This is a genomic window from Sorangium aterium (assembly GCF_028368935.1).
Taxonomy (GTDB): Bacteria; Myxococcota_A; Polyangia; order Polyangiales; family Polyangiaceae; genus Sorangium; species Sorangium atrum.
Genome location: NZ_JAQNDK010000001.1, coordinates 2,147,460 through 2,172,490 on the forward strand (window position 1 = coordinate 2,147,460; position 25,031 = coordinate 2,172,490).

Below are 25,031 nucleotides of genomic sequence, written 5' to 3' on the forward strand. Positions count from 1 at the left end.
CGGCCTCGCAAGCAAAGGTGGTGCCGTGGGCTCTTCTCCGGCCTTGGGGACGATCGCGCGACCCCCTGAGCCGTGAGCCTCCCCTCGCGGGACTTCAGCGGAGGAGCCCCGTTTGACCCGCCCCTTGAAGCTCGTCCGACCGCCGCCGCCCGCCCCGAAGCGGGCCTTCGCTGGCGACGACGCGGCCCTCGTGCACGCGTTCCGGCGGGGCGACCCGGGGGCGCGCGCCGCGCTCTACGACCGGTTCGCGGATCACGTCCACCGGGTGCTCTACCGGCTGCTGGGCTTCAGCCACGACCTGGCCGACCTGCACCACGACGTCTTCGTCCGCGCGCTCGGCTCGCTGCCGGGCCTGGAGGACCCGAGCGCGCTCAAGGGCTGGCTCACGATGATCGCCGTGCACGTGGCGCGATCGTCGATCACCCGCAGGAAGCGGCGCAGCTGGCTCTGGTTCCTGCCGAGCGAGGAGCTGCCCGAGGTCGAGTCCGGCGCGGCGTCGGGCGACGTGCTGGACGCCTTGCGCGCGACCTACGCGGTCCTCGACGCGCTCCCGGTGGACGAGCGCATCGCCTTCGCGCTCCGGTTCATCGACGGGATGGAGCTCACCGAGGTCGCCGCGGCGTGCGAGACCTCGCTCGCGACGATCAAGCGGCGGCTCGCCCGCGCCAGCGCCCGCTTCGAGGCCGAAGCCCGCAAGCAACCCGCGCTCGAGGCGTGGCTCGATGGAGGTACCCGGTGGGGCAATCCGAGCGCCCGCTGACCGCCCTGGGGCGGCACGTGGCCGAGCTGCAAAACCGGACGCCGGCGGCGCGGCTCGATCGCGAGCGCGGGCGAGCGCGGCTGCTCGCGGCGGCGCGGCTGCCCGATACGGAGCAAGCCGCTCGTGGATCGGGGCTCCGCCGCGGGTCCCCCGGAGCGCCGCGGCTGGCGAGGCTCCGCGGCGACGGCGCGGCGAGCGGCCCCGGACTGCCGGCGCCCGGAAGGCCCTTCGCGGCGCGGCGCGCCGTCTCGCTGGCGGCAGCGGCGCTGGTCGTCGCCGCGCTCGCCGTGGCGTTCGTGGCGCGCCCCCGCGCTCCCATGCGCTTCGAGCTCGGGACGGCCGAGCCAGGGGTCGTCGGCGCGTGGATCGCCGCGCCGACCACGGCGGAGCTGCCGATCCGGTTCTCCGACGGCTCGCTGCTCCGCCTCGCGCCCGGGGGGCGCGCCCGCGTCGCCTCGGTGGACGCGGACGGCGCGGAGCTCTCCCTCGAGCGAGGCGCGCTCGATCTCTCGGTCGTCCACCGCGAGGGCGCGCGCTGGACGGTGCGGGTCGGGCCGTTCCAGGTCCACGTGATCGGGACGCGCTTCGAGACCCGCTGGGACCCGGAGACCGAGCAGCTCGTTGTCGCGCTGCGCGAGGGGGTGATCACGGTCTCCGGGCCGGTGGTGGGTGATGCGCGCGCCGTCCGCGCCGGCGAGCGGCTCACCATCTCGGCCGCGACGAACACCCTCGCGGTGGGCTCGATCGACGCCGCCTCGGGCCTCACCTCGACGGCGGTCCCCCAGGGCGCGCCTGCCTCGAGCGCGGCCGCTCCAGGCGCGCCTGCCCCGAGCGAAGCCGCTCCAGGCGCGGCGCCCTCGAGCGCGACCGCTCCGAGCGCGGCGGCCACGAGCGCGGCCGCTCCGAGCGCGGCGCCCTCGACGAGCGGGCCTTTCGCGACCGCCCGCGCCCCGGGAGCGGGGACGGCCGCGCTGGAAGGGCGAGCGGGCGGCGGGGGCTCGGTCGCTCCCCTGCCCGCGCGCCGAGAGGCGTCGTCGTGGCGCGCCCTGGCCCTCGAGGCCAGGTACAGGGACGCCCTGGCCGCCGCGGAGGGCGACGGCTTCGACGCGCTCTGCGATGCAGCGAGCGCGAGCGATCTGCGCGCGCTCGGCGACGCCGCCCGGCTCGGTGGGAGCCCGGCGCGCGCCGCCCAGGCCTTCGCCTCCCTCCGCGCCCGGTTCCCTGGCTCGCCCGAGGCGGCGTCGGCCGCGTTCATGCTGGGGAGGATCGCCCAGGACCAGAGCAAGGACCACGCGGCCGCCGCAGGCTGGTTCGCCCGGTACCTGAGCGAGCAGCCGGCGGGCCCGTTCGCCGCCGACGCCGCGGGGCGCCTCGTCGAGGCGGAGGACAGGCGGGGCGACGAGGCGGGCGCCCGGAGGGCGGCCGAGCAGTACCTCGCCGCTCATCCGAGCGGCTCGCACGCGGGGTACGCGAAGCACGTGCTCGCGCGCGGCGCGAAGGCGATCACCCCCGGAGGCTCGCCAGGCAGGCCAGTCACCCCCGGAGGCTCGCCAGGCAGGCCAGTCACCCCCGGAGGCTCGCCCGGCGAGCCGGGCCCTGCCGCCGAGCCTCCGGCGCCGTGAGACGCCGCTCCGCGACGCTCCTCCTCGCCGGGGCCGCGCTCGCCGCCGGGGCCTCGCTCCCGGAGGGCGCGCGCGCCGACGAGGCCCGGACCGAAGCCCCCTCGACCATCGCTGTCCTCTGCGCCCCCGGCGATCGCTTCGGCCTGCGGATCGTGGCCGAGATCGAGTCGCTGGGCTTCCGGGCGGAGCGCCTCGACCCCGCGACCGAGCCGGCGTCGCGCGCGTCCCTCGAGGCCTCGGCGCGCGAGGTGGGCGCCATCGCCGCGATCCGCGCCGTCCCCTCCGAGCGCGGCGTCGAGATCTGGATCGCCGATCGGGTGACCGGCAAGACCGTCCTCCGCGAGATGGCGGACGACGGCGGCACGCCCGACCGCGACGCGGCGCTCGCGCTCCGCGCCGTCGAGCTCCTGCGCGCCAGCCTCCTCGAGGTCGGCCTGCCCGAGCCCCCGCCCGGAGAGGTGCCCGCGACGCCCGAGATCCGCGAGAAGCTGCGGGTGCGCGCGCCGGACACGCCGCCCGCGCCGGCCCAGAGGCCGTCGCCGGCGCTCCGGCTCTCCCTCGCTCCCGGCGTGCTGCTGAGCCCAGGCGGCTTCGGCGCGGAGGTCAGCGTCGATGTCGGCCTCTCCTGGATGCCGAGCGAGCACGTCGGCGCGATCGCGTTCGCCGCGATCCCGATCAGCGCCCACCAGATCGAGCGATCGCAAGGCACCGCCGAGCTCTCCGTCCTGCTCGCCGGCGGGGGAGCGCGCTTCCAGCTGGCCCCGCGCGACAGCCCGTGGACGGCCTCGGCAGACTTCGGCTTCTCGGCCGTGTTGCTCTGGAGCTCGGGGGTGTCCAGCCAAGGCTTCCGCTCGAGCGCATCCGCCGCGGTGGCCGCCAGCCCCTTCGCGGGCGTCGGCCTCTCCTTCGCCCTGACTCCCACCTTCCGGCTGCGCGCCGACGCCCTCGCCAGCGTGCTCGTCCAGGGTGTCTCCGTCCGTTTCGTCGAGCAGGAGACAGCGACCTGGGGCAAACCGTTCATCCTCTCTTCAGCCGGCATCGAGCTCGATCTGCTTTTATGAGCCGCCGTCACGCGCCGGAGGGACTTCACCTCTGGAGCCTGGCCTGGAGGTCGTTCGAATGAAACGATGGATGATGGTCCTCGGAGCGATGGCGGTGATGAACAGCGGATGTGAAGAGATCGTCTTCAATCCCATTCAAAATGGGGGTTGGGGGAGCCCCCCGGCCCCCATGGTGCCCGACGACGGCGATGAGGTGGACGACGACGATGTAGACGACGTGGACGACGGCGCCTCGGCCGTCCACGTCATCGCGCTGCGAGGCAGCGACGTGGTCCCCGGCTCCCTCTACTTCACGGGCAGTCCACCGCCCTGGGAGACCCCGGACGCACTCGTCCTGTACTTCAGCAACGCTGTCGAGCAGTGCGCCCAGCCCGTGCTCGATCTCGAGGCCGGCGTCGACTGTGACAAGGCAGGTACCTGGCAATTCATCCTGATGATTCCGCCCGAGCTCAACGAGCCAGGTCTCATCGATCTCTCCGCCATGCACATCCCCTTCTCCAAAACTGTGATCTTCTCCGGTTGCGGTGGCGCGAGCGGCTCGGGTCCCGGCCATGAGGGCACGCTCGAGATCGTCAGCAGCGACGAGACCTCGCTGTTCGTGAAGGTGCGGGGCGCGGGCGACGAGAACTGGCCGGTCGACGGCGATTACACGGTCCAGCGCTGCGGCACATAGCTCCACGGTCACACGGCGGCTCGCCGTCAGGCTCCCGGAGGAGCAGCACAGCGCGCCCGCGCGGCAGGCGGCGGCGGATCCTCGGCGAATTCCCTCGCTTCCCCTCGTCGTCGCAGGCGAGCGGGCGCGACGGCGCTTTGCCATTTTCCATGGCGGAGCGCGGCGCGTTTGGCAACATGCACCGACGCTCGACGCCTCGGAGGCCGCCGCGTCGGCCTTCGAAGATCCCCCTATGGCCGATAGTCCACGCTACGTCGTGATCGAGGTCCTGCACGACGGGCCCGAGACGATCCTCTACCGAGCCCGGCGCGAGGAGGACGGCCGGCCGGTGGTGCTCAAGGTCCTGCGGCGCGACCACGCGAGCCCCCGCGCCCTCGGCCGGCTGCGCCACGAGCACGAGGTCGCCAGGGCGCTCGACTCGACGGCCATCGTCAAGGCCCACGGGATCGAGGCGTTCCGGGACCAAATGACGCTGGTCCTCGAGGATTTCGGCGGCCGCTCGCTCGACCGGCTCATCCAGGGGCCGACACCGCTCGAGCGCTTCTTCCCCCTCGCGCTCCGCCTCTCGGGCGCGGTCGCCGAGCTGCATCGACACCACGTCATCCACAGGGACATCAAGCCCCAGAACCTGCTCTACAACCCCGATACCGGGGAGGTGAAGATCACCGACCTCGGGATCGCCTGCCTCTCGCCCCGCGAATGCCACGACCTCTCCCACGACGGGCTCATCGCGGGGACGCTGGCGTACATGGCGCCCGAGCAGACGGGCCGGATGAACCGCCCCACCGATGAGCGGACCGACCTGTACTCCCTCGGCGTCACCTTCTACGAGCTGCTGACCGGCGCCTTGCCCTTCCAGGCGAGCGATCCCGTGGGATGGGTGTATTGCCACGTCGCCCTGCGCCCATCCCCACCCCACGCGCTCGTCCCCTCGATTCCCCCGCAGCTGTCGGCGGTCGTCCTCAAGCTGCTCTCCAAGTCCGCCGAGGATCGCTACCAGAGCGCGCTCGGCCTGCAGCACGACCTCGACGAGTGCTCCGCCAGGTGGCGAGCGAGCGGGGCGATTCCGCCCTTCCCGCTCGGCGAGCGCGATCTCTCCGATCGGTTCCAGATCCCGCAGCGGCTCTACGGCCGCGAGCGCGAGCTGAGGGACCTGCTCGCCGCGTTCGACCGGACGGTCGCGAGCGGCCGCCCCGAGCTCGTGCTCGTGTCCGGCTACTCGGGTGTCGGCAAGTCGTCGCTCGTCGCCGAGCTGCGCGGGCCGGTGGTGCGCGAGCGGGGCTTCTTCCTCTCCGGCAAGTTCGAACAGCTGAGGCGCGACGTCCCTTACCACGCCTTCCTCCAGGCGTTCCGGGCGCTCTTGCGGGAGATCCTGTGCGTGAGCGAGGAGGAGCTCGAGCGCTGGCGGCAGCGCCTCCGGGAGGCCGTCGGCTCGACCGGCGCGCTGCTCGCCGGCGTGCTCCCCGAGCTCGCGCTGCTCCTCGGCCCGCAGCCGCCCGTGCCCGAGCTCCCGGCCGTCGAGGCCCGGCACCGGTTCCATGCGGCGCTCCAGCGCTTCGTGGCGGCGTGCGTCCAGGAGGAGCACCCCATGGTGCTCTTCCTCGACGATCTCCAGTGGGCCGACGCCGGGAGCCTCCAGCTGCTCGAGCAGCTCATCACCTACACCGAGACCGGACACCTCCTGCTCATCGGCGCTTACCGGGACAACGAGGTCGGCCCGGCGCACCCGCTGCCGCTCATGCTGGCCGACGCGCGGAAGCGCGGCGCGACCTTCAGCGACCTCGTCCTCGCGCCGCTCTCCGCCTCCGACGTCGGGGCGCTCGTCGCGGGGGCGGTCCACGCCGCGGCCCAGCGCTCCGAGCCGCTCGCGCGGCTCGTCCACGAGAAGACCGGCGGCAACCCCTTCTTCGCGATCCAGTTCCTCTTCGAGCTGCACCAGGAAGGCCTCATCGCCTTCGACGCGAAGGCCGGCGCCTTTCAATGGGACATCGCCGCGATCCGCGACAAGGGCTTCACCGACAACGTCGTCGAGCTGATGGTGGGCAAGCTGAAGCGGCTCCCCGTCCCGACGCAGGACGCGCTCAAGCTCGCCGCCTGCCTCGGCGCCAGCCTGGACCTCGACACCCTCGCGCTGGTCGCGAGCCGCCCTGCAGCCGAGCTCGGCGAGGCGCTCGCCGAGGCCGTGCGCGAGGGGCTGCTGCTCCGCCGGGGCGCCGCCTACCGGTTCCTCCACGATCGGGTGCAGCAGGCCGCCCATGCGCTGATCCCCGCCGGACAGCTCGCCGAGGTGCACCTCTGCATCGGCCGGCTGCTCCTGAAGGGCCAGCGCGCGGACGAGCGCGAGGAGGCGCTCTTCGACGTCGTGGGGCACCTGAACCGCGGCGCCGCGCTCCTCCGTTGCCAGGCGGAGCGCGACGAGCTCGCCGCGCTGAACCTCCGCGCCGGCAGGAAGGCCAAGGCCGCCGCGGCCTTCCAGTCCGCCGCCGCGCTCTTCGCCGCGGGCCTCTCCCTGCTCGCGCCCGGCTGCTGGGAGGCGCGGCACGCGCTGACCTACGATCTGACCTTCGAGCGCGCGCACGCCGCGTACATCACCGGCGGCTTCGACGAGGCCGAGCGGCTCCTGCGAGAGCTCATGGATCACGCGAGCACCGAGGCCGAGCGAGCCGCGGCCGTCGAGCTCGCCATCGCCCTGAGCGTGACCCGCGGGCAGTGCGCCCGCGCGGTCGAGATCGGGCTCTCGTTCCTCCGCTCCTGCGACGTGGACCTGTCGATCCCGCTCACCGAAGCGCGGCTCGCGGAGGAGACCGAGGGCGTCTGGAAGGCCCTCGGCGACCGGGCGATCGAGGGCCTGATCCGCCTGCCTCCCATGACGCACCCGACGTGCAAGATCGCGATGAGCGTCCTGGCGAGCGTGTCTGTCCCCGCGTACTTCGTGAACCCGGACCTGAACTACCTCGTCGTCGCGCGCATGGTGAAGCTCAGCCTGCAGCACGGGAATGCCGCGAGCTCGCCCCACGCGTATGCGGCCTTCGCGAAGGTGATCGGCCCGAAATACGGGCGGTACCAGGAGGGATATCTGTTCGGCAAGCTCGGTCATGACCTGGTGGAGAGGGACAACCTCCTCGCCATGAAGGCCATGGTCTTTTCCTTGTTCGGTAATCTGATCATCTTCTGGAAGCGCCACTACCGAGAGACGTATCCGTACACGCGCGCCGGCTTCAACGCCGCGGTCGAGACCGGCAACCTGAACGAGGCGTGCTTCCTCTGCATCTGGGCCCCGCTGTTCCCGCTGCTCGCCGGCGAGCCGCTGGAGGACGTCCTCCGCGAGGTCGAGGAGCACCTCCGCTTCGTGCGCAAGACCGGATACGAGTTCGTCTACAACATCCTCCTGGGCGCCTACGCGCTTGTCCAGGCGCTGCGAGGCAGGCCGGCCCGGCTCCCGATGATGGATGGATCCGAGCTGGATCCGGGCGCGTTCGAGGCGCGGCTGCCTCCCGGGGACATGGGCGGCGTGCTCAGCTTTTATTGCAGCTTGAAGGCCCAGGGGCTGTTCTTGCTCGGCTCCCCCGCGGAGGCGTGCGAGGCGACGCGCCGGGTGATCGTCGACAGGCCCTGGAGGACCGAGCCGCACGCGCTCGTGGCGGAGGACTTCTATTATCACGCGCTCGCGCTCGCGGCGCTCGTCGACGACGGCAATGCGCACGACGCGCGCAGCCCGCGCGAGGCGCCGCCGTCGCCGGAGCGGGAGCTGCCGGACGAGCTGCTCGACTGCGAGCGGCAGCTCGGCGAGTGGGCCAGGAGCGGCCCCGACAATTACCTCCACAAGCACGCCCTGGTCCGCGCCGAGATCGCCCGGCTCCGCGGGCAGGAACCGGAGGCGACCCGGCTCTACGAGCAGGCCGCGTCGGCGGCGCGGGAGGGCGGCTTCGTCCAGCACGAGGCCATCGCCTGCGAGCTCGCCGCGGCGTTCTACCGCGCGCGCGGCCTCGCCACGGCCGCCGACGCCCATCTTCAGAAGGCCCGCGCCGCCTACTTCCGCTGGGGCGCCCACGCCAAGGTGGAGCAGCTCGACCAGCGTTATCCCTTCCTCGTCGAGCGAAAGCCGATCGCCCCCACCGTCACCTTCGCCGTCCGCGCCGAGCAGTTCGACGTCCTGTCCATCGTCAAGGCCTCTCAGAGCATCTCCGGCGAGCTCAAGCTCCCGCGCCTGCTCGAGATGCTCCTGCGCACGGTGATCGAGCACGCGGGCGCAGAGGAAGGCTATGTGCTCCTGGCCCGAGGAGATCGCCTGTCGACCGCGGCGGCGATCGCCGGGTCCGGGGGCGCCGCGCGGCTGCTCGACGCGGGCGAGGCGGCGGCGGCCGCGCTGCCGCAATCCATCCTCAACTACGTTCGCCGCAGCCACGAGCGCGTGCTGCTCGATGACGCCGCCGGGCGGCACCCTTTCCTGGAAGAGGAGTATTTCACGCGGAAGAAGCCGAGGTCGGTGCTGTGCCTGCCGATCGTGCGCCAGGCGCGGCTGCTCGGCGTGCTCTACCTGGAGAACCGGCTCGTGGCCGGGGCGTTCACTCCCGGGCGGCTCACCGTGCTCGAGCTGCTCGCCTCGCAGTCGGCCATCTCGCTCGAGAACGCCATGCTCTACGCCGATATCGAGCAGGAGAACGCCGAGCGGCGGCGGGCGGAGCGGGAGCTCCAGACCAACCAGAAGACGCTCCAGGCCATCATCGACAACTCCGCGGCGGCCATCTACCTCAAGGATCGCGAGGGCCGGCACCTGCTCGCCAACCGCGGGGTGAGCCGCGCCCTCGGCAGGCCGCTCGATCAGATCATCGGAAAGACCAGCGCCGAGCTCCTGCCCGCCGCGCGCGCCGAGGCGCTGGACGCGCACGACCGGCAAGTGCTCGACAGGGGCGAGCCGCTCGAGTTCGAGGAAGAGCTGTTCATGGAGGACGGGCCGCGCACCTACCTGTCGGTCAAGTTCCCGCTCGGCGAGGACGTGATGTCCGGCGTGATCTGCGGCGTCTCCACCGACATCACCGAGCGCAAGCGCGCCGAGCTGGCCGAGCGCTTCCTCGCCGAGGCGAGCCGCAAGCTCATGGCCCTCGGCTACGGCGCCACCCTCGAGAGCGTCGCGCAGCTCGCCGTGCCCGAGCTGGCCGACCAGTGCGTGGTCGACGTGCGCCTCGATCCGGACACTCCGGAGCGCACGGCCACCGCGGGGGTGCCGGCCGAGCTCGCAGGTGCGGTGATGGACGCGCTGCAGCCGCTCTCGGCGGCGTCGCTGAGCCGCCCCGAGGTCGGCGACGTCCGCGCCGCGCCCCTCCTGGAACGGCTCGGCGTTCACTCCTTGCTCCGGGCTCCGCTCCTCGCGCGCGACCGGTGCTTCGGCGTCATGACCCTGCTCGCGACCTCGCCACGGCGCCGCTACGGCCCCGCCGAACTGTGGCTGGCCGAGGAGCTGGCGAGCCGCGCCGCGCTCACCCTCGACAACAGCCGCCTGTTCACCGAGGCCCAGGAGGCGATCGAGCGCCGCGACGAGTTCCTCCTCGTCGCTTCGCACGAGCTCAAGACCCCCCTCACCTCGCTCAAGATGCAGGCCCACCTCCTCGCCCGGCTCCTGCCCCGCTTCCAGCGCGCCGAGGTCGCTCCGGAGCGCATCGACGCCGCCATCCAGGTCCTCAACCGACAGATCGCGCGCCTCGCCCACCTGGTCAACGAGCTGCTCGACGTCACCCGCCTGAACGCCGGCCGCCCTCTCCCTCGCGCGCGCGCCCCTCGACCTGGCCGCCCTGACGCGCGAGGTCGTCGAGCGCATGCACCAGCAGCTCGCCGACGCCCGCTGCCGCACCCAGCTCGACCTGGACGAGCCCGTGGTCGGGCACTGGGATGCTTCTCGCATGGAGCAGGTCCTCATCAACCTCCTGTCCAACGCGCTCAAGTACGGCGCGGGAGGCCCCATTCACGTCGTCGTGCGCGGCCTGGAAGGCCGCGCGCTGCTCGTCGTCCGCGATCATGGCATCGGCATCGCCGAGGCCGACCAGGCCAGGATCTTCGAGCGCTTCGAGCGCGCCGTCTCCGTCCGCAACTTCGGCGGCCTCGGCCTCGGCCTCTACATCGTCCGGTGGATCGTCACCTCCCACGGCGGCACCATCCGCGTCGAGAGCGCGCCAGGCGCGGGCGCCACCTTCATCGTCGAGCTCCCCTTGCGCCCGGCCGAGGCGGAGACAGACGGCCAGGGCACCTCCCTCTCGCCCACGTAGGCGCTCACCCGGGCCCCCTCGGAGCGACCGGTCCACTCGCCGTCCTGCGGGCGAGCCGGTGCGAGGACGCGCCGCCATTTCCCGTGGCGAAGCATGGCGCGTTTGGCACCATCAGGCCCGACGCCGACGCCTCGGAGGCCGCTCCGGCTGCCGACGATCCGACCTATGCCAGAAAGTCCGCGTTACCTCGTGGTGGAGGTCCTGCACCAAGGTGCAGAGACGATCCTCTACCGGGCGCGGCGCGCGGAGGACGGCCGACCGGTGGTGCTCAAGGTCCTGCGGCGCGACCACGCGAGCCCCCGCGCCCTCGGCAGGCTCCAGCACGAGCTCGAGGTCGCCAGAGCGCTCGATTCGCCCGTCGTCATCAAGGCCTATGGGATCGAGCCATTCCGCGACCAGGTGACGCTGGTCCTCGAGGACTTCGGCGGCCGCTCGCTCGACCAGCTGCTCGATGGCGACGGGCCCATGCGCGCGATGCGCGGGATGGCGATCGAGCGCTTCTTCCCCCTCGCTCTCCGCCTGACCGACGCGCTGGCCGAGCTGCACCGCCATCACATCATCCACAAGGACATCAAACCCCAGAACCTGCTCTGCAACCCCGACACCGGCGAGGTGAAGATCACCGATCTCGGCATCGCCTGCCTGCTGCCCCGCGAGTCCCAGGACCTCACCCGCGACAGGCTCATCGAGGGCACGCTCGCGTACATGGCGCCCGAGCAGACGGGCCGCATGAACCGCTGGATCGACGAGCGGACCGACCTGTACTCCCTTGGCATCACCTTTTACCAGACGCTGACTGGCGCCCTGCCGTTCCAGGCCAGCGATCCCGTCGGGTGGGTGCACTGCCACATCGCCCAGGCGCCGCGGCCGCCGCACGCGCTCGTCCCCTCGATTCCACCGCAGCTCTCCGCCGTCGTCCTCAAGCTGCTCTCCAAGGCCGCCGAGGAGCGCTACCAGAGCGCCCTCGGCCTGCGCCACGACCTCGAACGGTGCTCTTCCCAGCTGCGGGCGACCGGCGCCATCGAGCCCTTCGCGCTCGGTGAGCGCGATCTCTCCGACCGGTTCCGCGTCCCGCAGCGGCTCTACGGCCGCGAGCGCGAGATCGAGGCGCTGCTCGTCGCGTTCGAGCGCGTGGTCGCGGCTGGCCGGCCCGAGCTCGCGCTCGTGTCGGGCTACTCGGGCATCGGCAAGTCCTCGCTCGTCGCCGAGCTGCACAGGCCCGTCGTGCGCGAGCGCGGCTCCTTCCTCTCCGGCAAGTTCGAGCAGCTGAAGCGCGACGTCCCTTATCTCCCTTTCCTTCAGGCGTTCCGGGCGCTCTTGCAGGAGATCCTCGGCGCGAGCGAGGAGCAGGTCGAGCGCTGGCGACAGCGCCTCCGCGAGGCCCTCGGCCAGGACGCCAGTCTGCTCGCCGACGTGCTCCCCGAGCTCACGGTCCTCCTCGGCCCGCAGCCGCCCGTGCCCGAGCTTCCCCCCGCCGAGGCGCAGAGCCGGCTGCTCGCTGCGCTCCGGCGCTTCGTCGCCGCCTGCGCCCGGAAGGAGCACCCCGTCGCCCTCTTCCTCGACGACCTACAATGGGCCGACCCCGCCAGCCTCCTCCTGCTCGAGCAGCTCGCCACCTATACCGGCACCGAGCACCTGCTGCTGATCGGCGCCTACCGCGACAACGAGGTCGGCCCCGCGCACCCGCTCCGGCTCACGCTCGCCGAGGCGCAGAGGCGCGGCGCCGCCGTCTCCGAGCTCGTCCTCGCGCCGCTCTCCGCAGCCCACGTCGGCGCGCTCGTCGCCGAGGCCGTCCACGCGCCCGACGCGCAGGTGGAGCCGCTCTCGCAGCTCGTCCACGAGAAGACCGGCGGCAACCCCTTCTTCGTGCTCCAGTTCCTCTTCGAGCTGCACCAGGAAGGTCTCATCACCCTCGACGCCGAGCAGCGCGTATGGCGCTGGGACATCGCTGCCATCCGCGACAAGGGCTTCACCGACAACGTCGTCGAGCTGATGGTGGGCAAGCTCAAGCGGCTCTCCATCCCGGCGCGGGATGCGCTCGAGCTCGCCGCGTGCCTCGGCAGCAGCCTGGACCTCGACACCCTCGCGATCGTCGCGCGCCGATCGGCGGAAGCGCTCCGCGACGCGCTCGAGGAGGCCGCGCGGGAGGTGCTCCTGCTCCGCCGGAGCTCTGGCTATCGCTTCCTCCATGACCGGGTGCAGCAGGCCGCGTATTCGCTGATCCCGCCCGAGCAGCTCGCCGAGGTGCACCTCCGGATCGGCCAGCTGCTCGTGAAGGCGCAGCGCGCCGACGAGCGCGACGCGTCGCTCTTCGACGTCGTGGGGCACCTGAACCGCGGCGCCGCGCTCCTCCGTTCCCAGGCCGAGCGCGACGAGCTCGCCGCGCTGAACCTCCGCGCCGGAAGGAAGGCCAAGGCCGCCGCGGCCTTCCAGTCCGCCGCGGCGCTCTTCGCCGCGGGCCTCTCCCTGCTCGCGCCGGGCCGCTGGGAGGCCCGGCGCGCGCTGACCTACGATCTGACCTTCGAGCGCGCGCACGTCGCGTACATCACAGGCAGCTTCGACGAGGCCGAGCGGCTCCTCGAAGAGCTCATGGAGCGCGCGAGGACCAGGATCGAGACGGCCGCCGCCGTCGAGCTCGCCGTCGCGCTGAACGTCACGCGAGGGCGGCACGCTCGCGCGGTGGAGATCGGGCTCGGGTGGCTCCGCGCCTGCGACATCGCGCTCCCGCTCGGCCCCGGCGACGCGCAGGTCGACGAGGAGACCGAGCGCGTCTGGCGGGATCTGGGCGTTCGCGAGATCGCGGACCTGATCCACCTGCCCCGCATGACGAATCCGGAGATCGAGAGCGCGATGGGCGTGCTGAACGGGGTGTCCCTCCCCGCGTTCTTCATGGACGCGAACCTGCACTACCTCGTCGTCCTGCGGATGGTCCAGCTCAGCCTGCGCCACGGCAACGCCGACAGCTCCCCCAACGCGTACACCTTCTTCGCGCGGGTGATCGGCCCGAGGTACGGGCGATACAAGGAAGGATATCTGTTCGGCAAGCTCGGTCACGACCTGGCGCAGAGGAGCGGCCTGCTCACCACCAAATCGGTGGTGCTCACCATGTTTGGACAGCACATCGTCTTCTGGACCCACCATTACAGAGAGACGTATCCGTACACGCGCGCCGGCTTCAGCGCCGCGGTGGAGTCCGGCAACCTGAATGACGCCTGCTACAACTGCATGTGGGCCGAGGTGTTCCCGCTGCTCTCCGGGGAGCCGCTGGAAGACGTGCTCCGCGCGGTCGAAGAGCGCCTCGGCTTCGTGCGCAGGGCCGGTTACGCGTTACCGCACTGCGTCCTCCTCGGCATCTCCGCCATGATCCAGGCGCTGCGCGGGAGGCCGGTGCGCCTCTCGGCGCTGGACGGCTCGGCGCTGGACCTGCTGGCCTTCGAGGCGTCGCTGGAGGAAGGGAATCCCCCGCTCGTCCGCGCCCTCTATTACAACTTGAAGGCGCAGGCGCGCTTCCTGATCGGCCCTCCCGGAGCGGCGCTCGCCGCGGTGACCCGCGGGCGCGCCGAGCACCCCTGCAGGGTCGAGTCGAACGCCATCGTCGCCGAGAGCTCCTATTACCTCGCGCTCTCGCTCGCGGCCCTCTCCAGCGAGGCTCGCGAGGCGCGCCCCGCCCCGCCGGGGGAGCCCACGGACGAGCTGCTCGACTGCGAGCGGCAGCTCGGCGCCTGGGCCAGGAGCTGCCCCGAGAACTTCCTCCACAAGCACGCCCTGGTCCGCGCCGAGATCGCCCGGCTCCGCGGGCAGGAACCGCAGGCGATGCGGCTCTACGAGCAAGCCATCTCCTCGGCGCGGGAGGGCGGCTTCGTCCAGCACGAGGCCATCGCCTGCGAGCTCGCCGCGGGGTTTTACCGCGCGTGCGGCCTCTTCACGTCCGCCGACGCCTACCTGCGAGAGGCCCGCGCCGGCTACTTTCGCTGGGGCGCTCACGCCAAGGTGGAGCAGCTCGACCAGCGCTACCCCTACCTCGCCCCGCGCAAGCCGATCGCCCCCACCGTCACCTTCGCCGTGCGCGCCGAGCAGTTCGACGTCCTGTCGGTGGTCACCGCCTCTCAGAGCATCTCGGGCGAGCTCAAGCTCCCGCGCCTGCTGGAGACGTTGCTGCGCATCGTGGTCGAGCACGCGGGCGCCGGAGAGGGGGTCGTGCTCCTGCTCCGGGAGGATCGCCTGTCGACCGCGGCGGCGATCTCGACGTCCTCGACGTCCGGCGGCGCCGCGCGGCTGCTCGACGCGGGCGAGGCGGCGGCGGTCGCGCTGCCGCAATCCATCCTCAACTACGTTCGCCGGAGCCACGAGCGCGTGCGGCTCGACGACGCCGCCGGGCGGCACCCGTTCTCGGAGGACGACTATTTCAGGCAGAGGGGGCCGGGATCGGCGCTGTGCCTCCCGATCGTGCGGCAGGCGCGGCTGCTCGGCGTGCTCTACCTGGAGAACAGGCTCATCACCGGGGCGTTCACCCCGGGGCGGCTCACCGTGCTCGAGCTGCTCGCCTCGCAATCGGCCATCTCGCTCGAGAACGCCATGCTCTACGCCGATATCGAGCAGGAGAACGCCGAGCGGCGCCGGGCGGAGCGGGAGCTCCAGGCCAACCAGACGACGCTCCAGGCCATCGTCGACAACTCCGCTGCATCCATCTACCTCAAGGATCGCGACGGCCGGTATCTGCTTGCCAACTGCCACGCGGAGAGCGCCGTCGGGCTGCCGCGCCATGGGCTCCTCGGAAAGACCGACGTCGAGGTCTTTCACGCTGCGACCGCCGAGCTGCTCCAGGACAACGACCGGAAGGTGCTCGACGCGGGCGAGCCGCTGCAGTGCGAGGAGGAGATCTTGCTGGACGACGGGCCGCACACCTTCCTGTCGGTCAAGTTCCCGCTCGGCGAGAGCGTCATGCCCGGCGTGATCTGCGGCATCTCCACCGACATCACCGAGCGCAGGCGGGCCGAGCTGGCCGAGCGCTTCCTCGCCGAGGCGAGCCGCAAGCTCATGGCCCTCGGCTACGGCGCCACCCTCGAGAGCGTCGCGCAGCTCGCCGTGCCCGAGCTGGCCGACCAGTGCGTGGTCGACGTGCGCCTCGATCCGGACACTCCGGAGCGCACGGCCACCGCGGGGGTGCCGGCCGAGCTCGCAGGGGCGGTGATGGACGCGCTGCAGCCGCTCTCGGCGGCGTCGCTGAGCCGCCCCGAGGTGGGCGACGTCCGCGCCGCGCCCCTCCTGGAGCCGCTCGGCGTTCACTCCTTGCTCCGGGCTCCGCTCCTCGCGCGCGACCGGTGCTTCGGCGTCATGACCCTGCTCGCAACCTCGCCACGGCGCCGCTACGGCCCTGCCGACCTGTGGCTGGCCGAGGAGCTGGCGAGCCGCGCCGCGCTCGCCCTCGACAACAGCCGCCTGTTCGCCGAGGCCCAGGAGGCGATCGAGCGCCGCGACGAGTTCCTCCTCGTCGCATCCCACGAGCTCAAGACCCCCCTCACCTCGCTCAAGATGCAGGCCCACCTCCTCGCCCGGCTCCTGCCCCGCTTCCAGCGCGCCGAGGTCGCTCCGGAGCGCATCGACGCCGCCATCCAGGTCCTCAACCGACAGATCGCGCGCCTCGCCCACCTGGTCAACGAGCTGCTCGACGTCACCCGCCTGAACGCCGGCCGCCTCTCCCTCGCGCGCGCGCCCCTCGACCTGGCCGCCCTGACGCGCGAGGTCGTCGAGCGCATGCACCAGCAGCTCGCCGACGCCCGCTGCCGCACCCACCTCGACCTGGAAGGGCCCGTGGTGGGCGACTGGGATGCTTCTCGCGTCGAGCAGGTCCTCATCAACCTCCTGTCCAACGCGCTCAAGTACGGCGCGGGGGCCCCCATTCACGTCGTCGTGCGCGGCCTGGAAGGCCGCGCGCTGCTCGTCGTCCGCGATCACGGCATTGGCGTCGCGGAGGCCGACCAGGCCAGGATCTTCGAGCGCTTCGAGCGCGCCGTCTCCGTCCGCAACTTCGGCGGCCTCGGCCTCGGCCTCTACATCGTCCGGTGGATCGTCACCTCCCACGGCGGCACCATCTGCGTCGAGAGCGCGCCAGGCGCGGGCGCCACCTTCATCGTCGAGCTCCCCTTGCGCCCGGCCGAGGCGGAGACGGCGACCCATGGCCAAGGGGCTCTGCTCCCATCGGCCTAGGCGCTCACGCGCTCACGACAGCGCTTCCCGAGCCCGCCGTGCGCGCTCACGCGACGGCGCTGACAGGCGCTTTGCTCCTCTGATAGGGTAGTCGTCCTAGGAGACTGCCATGCCTCGCTTGAACCAGATCATCGCCATCGAGAAGGGCGTCAAGGCCCGCTCCCACCAGCGCCTCACCGAGGCGCACCACGCGCTGCAGAAGCCGGCGCTGCTCTCCGGGATCTCGCGCGCCTACCGGTCGAAGGACGAGGAGGGCGAGCAGCTCCCGCCCGAGGCGACGAGGGTGCAGGCGAAGGCCGAGGACATCATCCGGAGCACCGTCGACATCCTGGGCGAGCTCTTCGACGTCACGGCCACCAAGGACTACGCGAACTGCAAGGCCCGCGCGGACGTGGTCGTCGACGGCAAGGTGCTCCTCACGGGGGCGCCCGTGACTTACCTGCTCTTCCTGGAGAAGCAGCTGGTCGACATGAACACCTTCATCAAGAAGCTGCCGGTGCTCGACGCGTCGGAGAGCTGGACGTTCGATCCCTCCGCGGACTCCTGGGCGACGGAGCCGGTACAGACGGCGCGGACCAAGAAGATCCCACGCAACCACGTCAAGGCCGAGGCGACGGACAAACACCCGGCGCAGGTGGAGGTCTATCACGAGGACGTGGTCGTCGGTTACTGGAAGACGGTCAAGTTCTCGGGCGCGCTGCCGGCGCGGCGCATCAACGAGCTGCTCGATCGGGTGGAGAAGCTGCAAAAGGCGGTCAAGTTCGCCCGCGAGGAGGCGAACAACCAGGCGGTCGAGGAGCAGAAGGTCGGCGCCGCCGTCCTCGGGTACCTCTTCAGCGCCTGACGCGCGCCGCCCAGGCCGCGCTTGCGCCGCGGCCGCCGGAGCGATATCGTGGCGGCGGAGTGCAAGTTGAAGCTCAAGCTCAGCTTGATGGGCTCGGCGCCCAAGCGCAGGTTCGAATCCTGCCCCCGCCACCGCATCTTCTCTCGCGGCGGGGTAGCCCAACTCGGAAGAGGCAGCGCCGGCCCGTTCAATGGTCTCAAGCTCTCACTCCAGGCTCGAGCATTCGCCGCCGATCACCCAATCGAACGGGAGGAGGCTTGAATCGTCGGATGCTGGTTCAATTCCAGCCTGGCCAGCCCGCGCCGAGGTGAGGCGTCGCCTCGCCTCGCGCGGCGCCGGGGCGCTCCCGCCCCGGCGCGCAGTCCGTGATGGCCGGTAGTTCAATGGCAGAACACGGCGGTGTAAGGACTGACCTTCGACCTTAAACGTGTGGGTGTGCGCAGATGGCGGCAAACCGAGGCCCGGGACTAGGCCACAGTCCCGGGTCTCACCTATTTCAGGGGCCTTCGGGTCGCGGGAGCTCGATCGACGACGCCTCGTTCTCCGCCGCTGACGACCGCGGGGCGGGGTGAAGCTGGGCGCAGCGCGCGAGAGCGCCGGCGGTTCAGGCCCTCAGGAGGAGCTCGAACCCTTCGGCCACGAGCCCCTTGAACACGGTCGGGCCGGTCCGGCAGAATCCTAGCTTCTCCAGCACCTTGACCGACGCGGCATTCTCGAGCATCGCGTGCGCGACGAGGCGTGGGAGCCGGAGCTCCTCGACCGCATACCGGATGCACGCGGCGGCCGACTCCGTGGCGTAGCCTCTGCCCCAGTGCTTCCGGAAGAAGCGGTACCCGAGGTCCGCGACCTCGAGGTCGTCGTGCCACCTGAGGCCGCACCAGCCGAGCTTTTCCCCCGTCGTCCGGTCCGAGACGATGAGCCGGCCCATGCGGAAGTCCTCGAACTGGCGCGCGAGCCGCGCGACGACCGCGCGCGCTTCGTCCTCGCACGCGAACGCGGTGTCGCCGGTGTAGCGGACCACTTCGGGATCCGAGTTCAGCTCCATCATGAACCGGACGTCCGCCAGCCGGTGGGGGCGGAGGCTCAGGCGCTCCGTCAAGAGGAGGGCGTCGTCGTCTGTGTCGAGGCTGGGCACCCGGCGATCCTACCCGGTCCGCCGCGTGTTCGCCATTTCCTGCCCCGTGCGCGGTCGTCTCCTGATTCTCGCCTTGATGCTCCTTGGCGCCGTTGCCTGCTCCCAGGCGCGAGTTGCTGCCTTTCCACGCGTTCGCCCTGATCTGCTCTCGATACCTGCAAATACCCCGGCTTCGCGCGGGGGCGCGGCGTTCCCCCGGCGCGAGGACGAACGATCGCCGGCGGCTCGACGGGCGGCGTGGCCGTCAACCCCTCCTCAGGGGCTTGGTGAACCGCCCCCATCAACTTAGGATCGCTCCAGACACAGCGGGTTGGCGACTGGAGCCTTCGAGCGCTGGCTGCACCTGGTCACGCCCGCGTCGTGGCGTGGCGTGTCGGGTGCCGCATCGACGAATCGCCCTGACTTTTCGTGCCGGCAATTGGTGGGACTCTCATCGAGGAGTCGGTGCGGGGCACGGGCGGAGATCCGTCCCGGAGTCGGCCTTCGCCCGATTCACTCGCCTGCTGGGCTCCACCTCATCGGAACGCGGCTGTCTGCGGGATCGAGCGCATTGAAGCTCGGAATCGATAGAAAGGCGGAGTCACATGCGAAAGTATCGAGCGAGTGCGGTTTCTGCTGGAATCCTTGCCGGGTTTGCCGGCGTGATGGCCAGCACAGGCGCGAGCTGGGCCGGCGATCCGCAAGACGTCAAGGCCGAGGCCGGGGGGTCCGACGAGGTCGGGCACCACATGCCCGGCACGGGCAAGGGGTTCGTGGGACAGCAGTATCAGCAGTATCAGAAGGGGGAGCGTGGTCCCCAGGGGCCCATGGGGCAGCGGGGGCCCGCTGGGCCGCAGGGTGAGCGCGGTCCGCAGGGTCCGCAGGGCCCCAAGGGCGAGCGCGGCGAGCCCGGCCCGCAGGGGCAGGCAGGTGCCGCAGGCACCGCGGGGCTCATCGGTCCCCAGGGCCTCCAGGGCTTCAAGGGCACTGACGGTGCGCGCGGTCCGCAGGGGCCCAAGGGCGAGCGCGGCGAGCCCGGCCCGCGGGGGCCGGCAGGCGCCGCGGGCACCGCGGGGCTCATCGGTCCCCAGGGCTTCAAGGGCACTGACGGCGCGCGCGGCCCGCAGGGACCCAAGGGCGAGCCCGGCCCGCAGGGGCCGGCAGGCACCGCGGGGCTCATCGGCCCGCAGGGCCTCCAGGGCTTCAAGGGCGTCGACGGCGCTCGCGGTCCGCAGGGACCCGCGGGGCCCATGGGACCCAAGGGCGAGGTCGGCCCCCAGGGGCCGGCGGGCACCGCGGGGCTCATCGGCCCGCAGGGCCTCCAGGGCTTCAAGGGCGTCGACGGCGCGCGCGGTCCGCAGGGACCCGCGGGGCCCATGGGACCCAAGGGCGAGGTCGGCCCCCAGGGGCCGGCGGGGCACACCGGCCTCCAGGGGCTCAAGGGCGTCGACGGCGCGCGCGGTTCGCAGGGGCCCGCGGGACCCATGGGACCCAAGGGCGAGCGTGGCGAGCCGGGCCCGCAGGGGTCGGCAGGCACCGCGGGGCACATCGGCCCGCAAGGCCTCCAGGGCCTCCAGGGCCTCAAGGGCGTCGACGGCGCGCGCGGTCCTCAGGGACCCGCGGGACCCATGGGGCCCAAGGGCGAGATGGGTCCTCAGGGGCCGGCGGGGCACAGCGGTCCTCAGGGCCTCAAGGGCACTGACGGCGCGCATGGTCCGCAGGGGATGACAGGGCCCAAGGGCGAGATGGGTCCTCAGGGGCCGACAGGGCCCAAGGGCGAGATGGGTCCTCAGGGGCCGGCGGGGCCCAAGGGCGAGATGGGTCCTCAGGGGCACAGCGGTCCTCAGGGCCTCAAGGGCGCTGACGGCGCGCGTGGTCCGCAGGGGCCGGCAGGGCCCAAGGGCGAGCGCGGCGAGCCCGGTCCCCAGGGCCCCGCGGGGCTCGTCGGTCCTCAGGGCCTCCAGGGCATCAAGGGCGTCGACGGCGCTCACGGCCTCAAGGGCGCTGACGGCGCTCAGGGCCTCAAGGGCGCTGACGGCGCGCGCGGTCCTCAGGGTCCCGCTGGACCCAAGGGCGAGGCGGGTCCCCAGGGACCGGCCGGACCCAAGGGCGAGCGCGGCGAGCGCGGCCTCCCGGGGATCGTCGGTCCTCAAGGCCTCCAGGGCATCAAGGGCGTCGACGGCGCTCACGGCCTCAAGGGCGCTGACGGCGCTCAGGGCCTCAAGGGCGCTGATGGCGCGCGTGGTCCTCAGGGCCCCGCTGGACCCAAGGGCGAGCTCGGTCCCCAGGGACCGGCCGGACCCAAGGGCGAGCGCGGCGAGCGCGGCGAGCGCGGCCTCCAGGGCCCCGCGGGGCTCGTCGGTCCTCAAGGCCTTCAGGGCATCAAGGGCGTCGACGGCGCTCACGGCCTCAAGGGCGCTGACGGCGCTCAGGGCCTCAAGGGCGCTGACGGCGCGCGTGGTCCTCAGGGCCCCGCTGGACCCAAGGGCGAGGCGGGTCCCCAGGGACCGGCCGGACCCAAGGGCGAGCGCGGCGAGCGCGGCCTCCCGGGGATCGTCGGTCCTCAAGGCCTCCAGGGCATCAAGGGCGTCGACGGCGCTCACGGCCTCAAGGGCGCTGACGGCGCTCAGGGCCTCAAGGGCGCTGACGGCGCGCGTGGTCCTCAGGGCCCCGCTGGACCCAAGGGCGAGCGCGGCCCCCAGGGGCAGGCCGGATCGCCTGGACTCGTGAAGATCCACGTGGTCTCCGTGACGCGCGAGGCGTCGCCCGGGAGCGCGTTCGTCAACGTCAAGGCGCTCTGCGACGCGGGTGAAGTCGTGCTCGGCGGCGGATTCTCGATCTCCGGCGGCGCACAGGCGACGAGCAGGGTGGTCGAGAACTCGCCGTCCGACGCCGCCGAAGGCCGCACGGGCTGGACATCGACCGCCGTGTTCGAGAGCGGCTACGGCAAGAAGGCGCAGACGGTGTCGCTGACCACCTTCGCCGTGTGCGCCGAGCTGTCCGAGCGCTGATCCCGCAAGACCGGAGGGCCCTGCTCGCCTGAGCACGGGCCCATCGCTCGACCCGCTGTCCCCCGCCCGTCCACCGTGATCCGAGGGCGGGGGCAGCTGGCTCAGCACCTCACCGTTGCGCTCTGCACGCCGCAGGGCAGCCGTGCCATCGCCGCACAGCCCCACCTGCCGCCCCGCCTGGACGGGTCACCGCGATCCGCCCGTGCTCCCCAGGAGCACGGTCAGCGACGCCGCCGGACCCAGGTCGCGGCCCTCCCCGGAGCTCCTTACAGCGCCGCATCAGCGGCCCCGCGCGACCAGAGAAGCACCGTCGACACACATTCACCCACAAAGTACGACATCCCTCGCCGTCGCGGCACCGGGGGGTACAGCTGTGCCGCAGGGACGCGTGAGGCAGCTTGCACGCTTTTCGCATGAATTCCTGGTCGGTGACTGCGTGAACAACGGGCTCTTCCACGTTCCGAAAAAAATGCGCGGCTTCCGGCATTTCTGCCGGAATGTTGGCGTGGCATCGCTGCTGCCCTGGATCAGGGAGAGCTCCGATGGCACGGACGTGAAGCCGCCGCGACGCTCTTTGTCACAGCTGTTGCCATCTGCCACAGGCGCGATTGCACGTAGTCAGCGGACGGGCCGATGAAGACATCCCCTCACGTCAATCCAGCGATACCCGGCATATCGAGGAGACACACAGAGAAATCTCCTCGCTTCGTGAATGCTGTGGTAATTTGCCCCTCCCCGGGGACGCGGACACGAAGGAGGGGTTTCTCTCAGGTCGGACCACATGCGCCCGAAGCGCACCCCAGAGGGGAACCATGAGCATAGATTACGATATGAAGACCACCGAGCATGCGACGATGACCGGAGCACGCCGCCACGACCGTCTCGTGATTGCACACGTGCTGAACTCCTTCCAGGTGGGCGGCGCCGAGCAGGTCGTGGTGGATCTGGCCGGGCTGCAGCGCGCCGCCGGACATGAGGTGATGGTCGTGGGCATCGAGACGAACCCCGACGGGCCGCGCGCGGCGCAGCTCCGGGAGCGCGACGTCGCGGTGCACATGCTGCCGAAGCGCTCCGGCTTCGACCTCAAGCTCCCCGGGAAGCTCGCGGCGTTCTTCGCCAAGCACGGTGTCTCGATCGTGCACTCGCACAACCAGCTGCCGCTCATCTACGCCACGGCCGCGGGCCGGCTGCACCGTGTACCTGTGTGCCACACGCTGCACGGCGCCATGTTCGATCAGGGACGCAGGGCGTGGCTGCGGCACATGGCCGCCAGGCTCGCCGACGCGCACGTGGCCGTGTCGCAGTCCACGGCCGACTTCATGCTGAAGCACAAAGAGGTGCCGAGCTCGAAGCTCCATGTGGTCTTGAATGGAATCGACCTCTCCCGGTTCAGGCCGGACGCCGCGGCGCGGCACCGCATCCGAGCCGAGCTCGGGATCCCCCAGGACGCGTGGGTCGCCGGGGCGGTCGGGCGCCTGTCGCAGGTCAAGAACCACGCGCTCTTGCTCCGCGCGGCCGCCGCCGCGGGGATCCTGTCGGGCGACTCGGACGACGCGCGCCTCCTCCTGGTCGGAGACGGGCCCGAAGCCGCCGCGCTGCGCGCCCTCGCCGAAGAGCTGGGCATCAGCGACCGCGTGGTCTTCGCAGGCGAGCGGCACGACGTACCGGGGCTCCTCTCCGCCAGCGACGTCTTCGTCCTGTCGTCGAAGTCCGAGGGTCTGCCGCTCTCCATGGTGGAAGCCATGGCCACGGGGCTGCCGGTGATCTCGACCGCCGTGGGCGGCATCCCTGCCCTGATCGCCGACGGGGAGACGGGCTTCCTCGTGCCGTCGGACGACGAGGGCGCGCTCGCCGCCAAGCTCGCCGCGCTCAAGGGGGATCCCACGCAGTCCGCGGCGATGGGCAAGCGCGGGAGGAAGCTCGCGCTGCGGCGCTACTCGGCCGAACGCATGATGGCGAGCTACATGGATATCTACGAGACCCTCCTCGCCCGGCGCGAGTCGGAGCGGCGAGGCGTGCTGCGGCCTAGCGAGCTGCTCGCTGGCCTGAACGCATAACCCAGCGAGCGGCCCGCAGGCTCGCCCCCGTCACCCAGCGAGCGGCTCGCAGGCTCGCCTCCACGATCCACACCCAGGCGAACCGCGAACGGCGCGGCAAGCGCGTCGCCAGGCTCCGGGGGCAGGCTGTCGCTGCCTCACGCTCGCTTCAAGGCGCGCGGGGGATCGTCGAGCGCGCACGCCGGCTCGTCGCGAGCGACGGCGGCGACGAGAGCGCCGCCGTCCGGGAAAGCCGCGCCTGGGGACGACCCGAAGGCGGCCGTTCGTCCAGCGCGCCGAGGTCGCGCGGGTCCGTCGCTGGCGCGAGCGTGCTCCGGGGCGGCGGCGCGAGCGTGCTCCGGGGTGGCGGCACCAGTGTGCTCCGGGGCGGCGGCACCAGTGTGCTCCGGGGTGGCGGCACCAGCGTGCTCCGGGGTGGCGCGAGCGCGAGCGCGACGTGCGCCTCGCGCAAAGCTGCCAGCATCGACCGCGCATCCGGCCAGCGATCCGCCTGCGCGAACTCGAGCGCGCGGTCCACCACCCGCACCACGGCCGGAAACATCGACGGCGCGACCCGCGCGAGCGACGGAATCGGGCAGGTCATCCTCAGGAAGAAGAGCTCGTTGACGGTAGGCGCCTCCTGGACGTAGCGGTCCGTCAGCAGCGAGAACATCGTCGCCCCCAGCGCCCAGAGGTCCGTCCGCGCGTCGACGAGATCCCAGCGCGCGCGGGCCTGCTCGGGCGGCATGTACGCCGGCGTGCCCATCGCGCGGAGCCCCACGAGGGAGGTTTGCCCCGAGGGGACCCGCAGGCGCGCGATGCCGAAGTCGAGGATCTTCACCCCGCGCTCTCGCGTGAGGAAGATGTTGTCAGGCTTCAGATCCCGGTGAACGACGCCCCTCGCGTGCGCTGCCGCGAGCACCTCCAGGATCTGCTCGCTCACGGAGAGGACCTCGGCCGGCGGGAGCGGGCCCCTCTGCGCCTTCCAGCGCTGGAGAAGGCTCTCTCCCTCGAGGAGCTCCATCACGAGGAACGGCGAGCCGTCCTCGGTCACGTCGTCCGCGATCACCGCCGCGACCCCCGGGTGATCGACCGTCTGCGCGATGGCCTTCTCTCGGAGAAACCGCGCGCGATCGCCCCGGTCCCTCGCCCTCTCGGGGTGCAGCAGCTTGATCGCGACCCGCTGGCCCTTCCGGTGCGTCGCGGCATACACGGCCGCCATCCCGCCGAGGCCGATCAGCGCGTCCAGCCGCCATGCGCCGTTGAGCGACGTTCCCACCCGCGCCTGCGCTCTCTGGGCGTTCGTGACATTCTCGAACTCCATCGCTGGTCCTCTCCGTACCTCGACCCAACGGCCCTCCCGGCGCAGGAGAGCCTCTCTGCTCTGCGTTTCCCGTGTCCCGGCGACGGCGCTACGGTCGAATCGGCGCTCCACGACGGAAG

Annotated in this window: 10 protein-coding genes and 1 pseudogene; 9 read left to right on the forward strand and 2 right to left on the reverse strand. The window is 71.9% G+C overall.

Annotated elements, in window-relative coordinates:
* Positions 1-112 precede the first annotated feature (112 nt).
* The 7 genes and pseudogenes from POL72_RS07675 (at position 113) to POL72_RS07705 (ending at position 17,427) form a co-directional block, all read left to right on the forward strand.
* Positions 113-760, forward strand: coding sequence for an RNA polymerase sigma factor (locus tag POL72_RS07675; protein WP_272094375.1), 648 nt, complete (start codon positions 113-115; stop codon positions 758-760).
* Positions 736-2,382 carry a FecR domain-containing protein gene (locus POL72_RS07680; RefSeq protein WP_272094376.1) on the forward strand — a complete coding sequence of 549 codons (1,647 nt, stop codon included), beginning with the start codon at positions 736-738 and terminating at the stop codon, positions 2,380-2,382. Before POL72_RS07675 ends, POL72_RS07680 begins: the two co-directional genes overlap by 25 nt.
* Positions 2,379-3,443, forward strand: a complete 1,065-nt coding sequence (locus tag POL72_RS07685) for a hypothetical protein (RefSeq protein ID WP_272094377.1) — start codon at positions 2,379-2,381, stop codon at positions 3,441-3,443. The genes POL72_RS07680 and POL72_RS07685 overlap by 4 nt, the downstream gene beginning before the upstream one ends.
* A gap of 70 nt (positions 3,444-3,513) precedes the next feature.
* Positions 3,514-4,116 (forward strand): hypothetical protein, encoded by a 603-nt coding sequence (locus tag POL72_RS07690; RefSeq protein WP_272094378.1) that lies wholly within the window; start codon positions 3,514-3,516, stop codon positions 4,114-4,116.
* A 232-nt stretch (positions 4,117-4,348) separates the two neighbouring features.
* Positions 4,349-10,376: pseudogene (locus POL72_RS07695) on the forward strand (AAA family ATPase).
* 165 nt (positions 10,377-10,541) lie between these two features.
* Entirely contained in the window at positions 10,542-16,583 is a 6,042-nt protein-coding gene (locus tag POL72_RS07700) for an AAA family ATPase (RefSeq protein WP_272094379.1), read from the forward strand.
* A 109-nt stretch (positions 16,584-16,692) separates the two neighbouring features.
* Complete coding sequence (locus tag POL72_RS07705) at positions 16,693-17,427, forward strand: DUF7873 family protein (protein ID WP_272094380.1); 735 nt, start codon at positions 16,693-16,695, stop codon at positions 17,425-17,427.
* A gap of 604 nt (positions 17,428-18,031) precedes the next feature.
* Here the strand turns inward: POL72_RS07705 and POL72_RS07710 are convergent.
* Positions 18,032-18,562, reverse strand: coding sequence for a GNAT family N-acetyltransferase (locus POL72_RS07710; RefSeq protein ID WP_272094381.1), 531 nt, complete (start codon positions 18,560-18,562; stop codon positions 18,032-18,034).
* A 644-nt stretch (positions 18,563-19,206) separates the two neighbouring features.
* On the opposite strand from POL72_RS07710, the gene POL72_RS07715 reads away from it, so the two are divergent.
* Together POL72_RS07715 and POL72_RS07720 are read left to right on the forward strand one after the other, a co-directional pair.
* The gene (locus POL72_RS07715) at positions 19,207-21,552 is read left to right on the forward strand and encodes a collagen-like domain-containing protein (protein ID WP_272094382.1); all 2,346 of its coding nucleotides are present in this window, start codon (positions 19,207-19,209) and stop codon (positions 21,550-21,552) included.
* A gap of 830 nt (positions 21,553-22,382) precedes the next feature.
* Positions 22,383-23,609, forward strand: a complete 1,227-nt coding sequence (locus POL72_RS07720) for a glycosyltransferase (RefSeq protein WP_272094383.1) — start codon at positions 22,383-22,385, stop codon at positions 23,607-23,609.
* A 148-nt stretch (positions 23,610-23,757) separates the two neighbouring features.
* Here POL72_RS07720 and POL72_RS07725 read toward each other — a convergent pair whose 3' ends face one another.
* A complete protein-coding gene (locus POL72_RS07725) occupies positions 23,758-24,912 on the reverse strand; it encodes a serine/threonine-protein kinase (protein ID WP_272094384.1) in 1,155 nt (384 codons plus the stop codon).
* Positions 24,913-25,031 lie beyond the last annotated feature (119 nt).

Excerpts from the sequence above, each read along its gene's own strand:
- POL72_RS07715 (WP_272094382.1), top strand. The coding sequence starts at position 19,207 with ATGGCCAGCACAGGCGCGAGCTGGGCCGGCGATCCGCAAGACGTCAAG.
- POL72_RS07705 (WP_272094380.1), top strand. The coding sequence starts at position 16,693 with ATGCCTCGCTTGAACCAGATCATCGCCATCGAGAAGGGCGTCAAGGCC.
- POL72_RS07725 (WP_272094384.1), bottom strand. The coding sequence starts at position 24,912 with ATGGAGTTCGAGAATGTCACGAACGCCCAGAGAGCGCAGGCGCGGGTG.
- POL72_RS07700 (WP_272094379.1), top strand. The coding sequence starts at position 10,542 with ATGCCAGAAAGTCCGCGTTACCTCGTGGTGGAGGTCCTGCACCAAGGT.
- POL72_RS07690 (WP_272094378.1), top strand. The coding sequence starts at position 3,514 with ATGATGGTCCTCGGAGCGATGGCGGTGATGAACAGCGGATGTGAAGAG.
- POL72_RS07720 (WP_272094383.1), top strand. The coding sequence starts at position 22,383 with ATGAAGACCACCGAGCATGCGACGATGACCGGAGCACGCCGCCACGAC.